The sequence below is a fragment of the Delftia sp. WSY_12 genome (assembly GCF_043104645.1).
GTDB lineage: Bacteria > Pseudomonadota > Gammaproteobacteria > Burkholderiales > Burkholderiaceae_C > Comamonas > Comamonas tsuruhatensis.
Genome location: NZ_JBICKW010000042.1, coordinates 1 through 3,426, shown reverse-complemented (window position 1 = coordinate 3,426; position 3,426 = coordinate 1). Strand labels below are relative to the sequence as shown.

Here is a 3,426-nt window from a genome sequence, read left to right as displayed (position 1 = left end):
CTCACGAGCAATTAGTACTGGTTAGCTTAACGCATTACTGCGCTTCCACACCCAGCCTATCAACGTCCTGGTCTTGAACGACTCTTCAGGGGGCTCAAGGCCCCGGCAGATCTCATCTTGAAACGAGTTTCCCGCTTAGATGCTTTCAGCGGTTATCTCTTCCACACTTAGCTACTCGGCAATGCCACTGGCGTGACAACCGATACACCAGAGGTGTGTCCACTCCGGTCCTCTCGTACTAGGAGCAGGCTTCCTCAAATCTGCAGCGCCCACGGAAGATAGGGACCAAACTGTCTCACGACGTTTTAAACCCAGCTCACGTACCTCTTTAAATGGCGAACAGCCATACCCTTGGGACCGACTACAGCCCCAGGATGAGATGAGCCGACATCGAGGTGCCAAACACCGCCGTCGATATGAACTCTTGGGCGGTATCAGCCTGTTATCCCCAGAGTACCTTTTATCCGTTGAGCGATGGCCCTTCCATACAGAACCACCGGATCACTATGTCCTGCTTTCGCATCTGCTCGACTTGTCAGTCTCGCAGTTAAGCACGCTTATGCCATTGCACTATCGTCACGATGTCCGACCGTAACTAGCGTACCTTCGAACTCCTCCGTTACGCTTTGGGAGGAGACCGCCCCAGTCAAACTGCCTACCATGCACTGTCCCCGATCCCGATAAGGGACCTGGGTTAGAACCTCAAACGCACCAGGGTGGTATTTCAACGTCGGCTCCATGAGAACTAGCGTCCTCACTTCAAAGCCTCCCACCTATCCTACACAGATCCGTTCAAAATCCAATACAAAGCTACAGTAAAGGTTCATGGGGTCTTTCCGTCTTTCCGCGGGGAGATTGCATCATCACAAACATTTCAACTTCGCTGAGTCTCTGGAGGAGACAGTGTGGCCATCGTTACGCCATTCGTGCAGGTCGGAACTTACCCGACAAGGAATTTCGCTACCTTAGGACCGTTATAGTTACGGCCGCCGTTTACTGGGACTTCAATCAAGAGCTTGCACCCCATCATTTAATCTTCCAGCACCGGGCAGGCGTCACACCCTATACGTCCACTTTCGTGTTTGCAGAGTGCTGTGTTTTTATTAAACAGTCGCAGCCACCGATTTTTTGCAACCGCTTTGGGCTCCCTTTGTACAAGTTCACCTACTTGCGGCATACCTTCTCCCGAAGTTACGGTATCAATTTGCCGAGTTCCTTCTCCAGAGTTCTCTCAAGCGCCTTAGAATACTCATCTCGCGCACCAGTGTCGGTTTGCGGTACGGTCGTGTGTAGCTGAAGCTTAGTGGCTTTTCCTGGAAGCAGGGTATCACTCACTTCGTCTGCAAGCAGACTCGTTATCACCCCTCATCTAAGCCCGGCGGATTTGCCTACCAGGCACGACTACAGGCTTGAACCAACATATCCAACAGTTGGCTGAGCTAACCTTCTCCGTCCCCACATCGCACTACACATCGGTACAGGAATATTGACCTGTTTCCCATCAGCTACGCATCTCTGCCTCGCCTTAGGGGCCGACTCACCCTACGCCGATGAACGTTGCGTAGGAAACCTTGCGCTTACGGCGAGGGGGCTTTTCACCCCCTTTAACGCTACTCATGTCAGCATTCGCACTTCTGATACCTCCAGCACCCGTTACCAGGCACCTTCACAGGCTTACAGAACGCTCTCCTACCACTTGCAATAAATTGCAAATCCGCAGCTTCGGTAACTGGCTTAGCCCCGTTACATCTTCCGCGCAGGACGACTCGATCAGTGAGCTATTACGCTTTCTTTAAATGATGGCTGCTTCTAAGCCAACATCCTGACTGTTTTAGCCTTCCCACTTCGTTTCCCACTTAGCCAATTTTAGGGACCTTAGCTGGCGGTCTGGGTTGTTTCCCTCTTGAGTCCGGACGTTAGCACCCGGTGCTCTGTCTCCCAAGCTGTACTCTGCGGTATTCGGAGTTTGCATAGGTTTGGTAAGTCGCCATGACCCCCTAGCCTAAACAGTGCTCTACCCCCGCAGGTAATACTTGAGGCACTACCTAAATAGTTTTCGGAGAGAACCAGCTATTTCCAAGTTTGTTTAGCCTTTCACCCCTATCCACAGCTCATCCGCTAGTTTTGCAACACTAGTCGGTTCGGACCTCCAGTACCTGTTACGGCACCTTCATCCTGGCCATGGATAGATCACTTGGTTTCGGGTCTACACCCAGCGACTGGACGCCCTATTCGGACTCGATTTCTCTACGGCTCCCCTATTCGGTTAACCTTGCCACTGAATGTAAGTCGCTGACCCATTATACAAAAGGTACGCAGTCACCCTTGCGGGCTCCTACTTTTTGTAAGCATGCGGTTTCAGGATCTATTTCACTCCCCTCCCGGGGTTCTTTTCGCCTTTCCCTCACGGTACTGGTTCACTATCGGTCGATGATGAGTATTTAGCCTTGGAGGATGGTCCCCCCATATTCAGACAGGGTTTCTCGTGCCCCGCCCTACTTTTCTCTAGCTCAGTACCACCAGTCGGTTTTCACATACAGGGCTATCACCTACTATGGCCGGACTTTCCATTCCGTTTTGTTAACCGTCTGACTATCACTAGAAGGCTGTTCCGATTTCGCTCGCCACTACTTTCGGAATCTCGGTTGATGTCTTTTCCTCTGGGTACTTAGATGTTTCAGTTCTCCAGGTTCGCCTCGCATACCTATGTATTCAGTATGCGATACCCTTGCGGGTGGGTTTCCCCATTCAGAAATCTCCGGATCAAAGCTTATTTGCCAGCTCCCCGAAGCTTATCGCAGGCTATCACGTCTTTCGTCGCCTATCATCGCCAAGGCATCCACCACATGCTCTTAGTCACTTGACCCTATAACTTTGATCTCTCTTGCGAGATTTCGCCGTTTTCTTTCAAGGACTTGCGAGGTCTTTCACCTCGCGCGTTATGCCGTAATGTGAATGATTCTTTGACATTGCTGTCAGAGAAAGATTCGTCATTACTTGAATAAAACAAAGTTTCATTCGTTTTGACGCAATCAAAATGTTGCTGACGGCACGGTGAGATTGAAATCTCTTTCCGCCAGCAACGCTGATTTCGACTCTATGAATTTTTAAAGAACAGCCGATTGATAGTTGGATAACTATCAACACTAAAGCAGTCTCACACGAGACTGCTTTAGTGTTGAGTCAAATATTATAGCACGCTTTTTTTGCGCTTTTCTCATCCTGCAAGCTCTTCGCTTGTTGCCACCAGGCGATCTTGGTGGAGGATGACGGGATCGAACCGACGACCCCCTGCTTGCAAAGCAGGTGCTCTCCCAGCTGAGCTAATCCCCCGGGATCCTCGACAACCAGACATTGGAATCTTGGTGGGTCTAGTTGGGCTCGAACCAACGACCCCCGCCTTATCAAGACGGTGCTCTAACCAGC

1 tRNA gene and 1 rRNA gene are annotated in these 3,426 nt (G+C 50.7%); both read right to left on the bottom strand.

Annotated features, from left to right (window positions below):
• Positions 1–2,866, bottom strand: a 23S ribosomal RNA gene (locus ACF8LI_RS22490); the annotation flags it as partial.
• A gap of 391 nt (positions 2,867–3,257) precedes the next feature.
• A tRNA-Ala gene (locus tag ACF8LI_RS22485) sits at positions 3,258–3,333 on the bottom strand.
• Between the last annotated feature and the right edge of the window lie 93 nt (positions 3,334–3,426).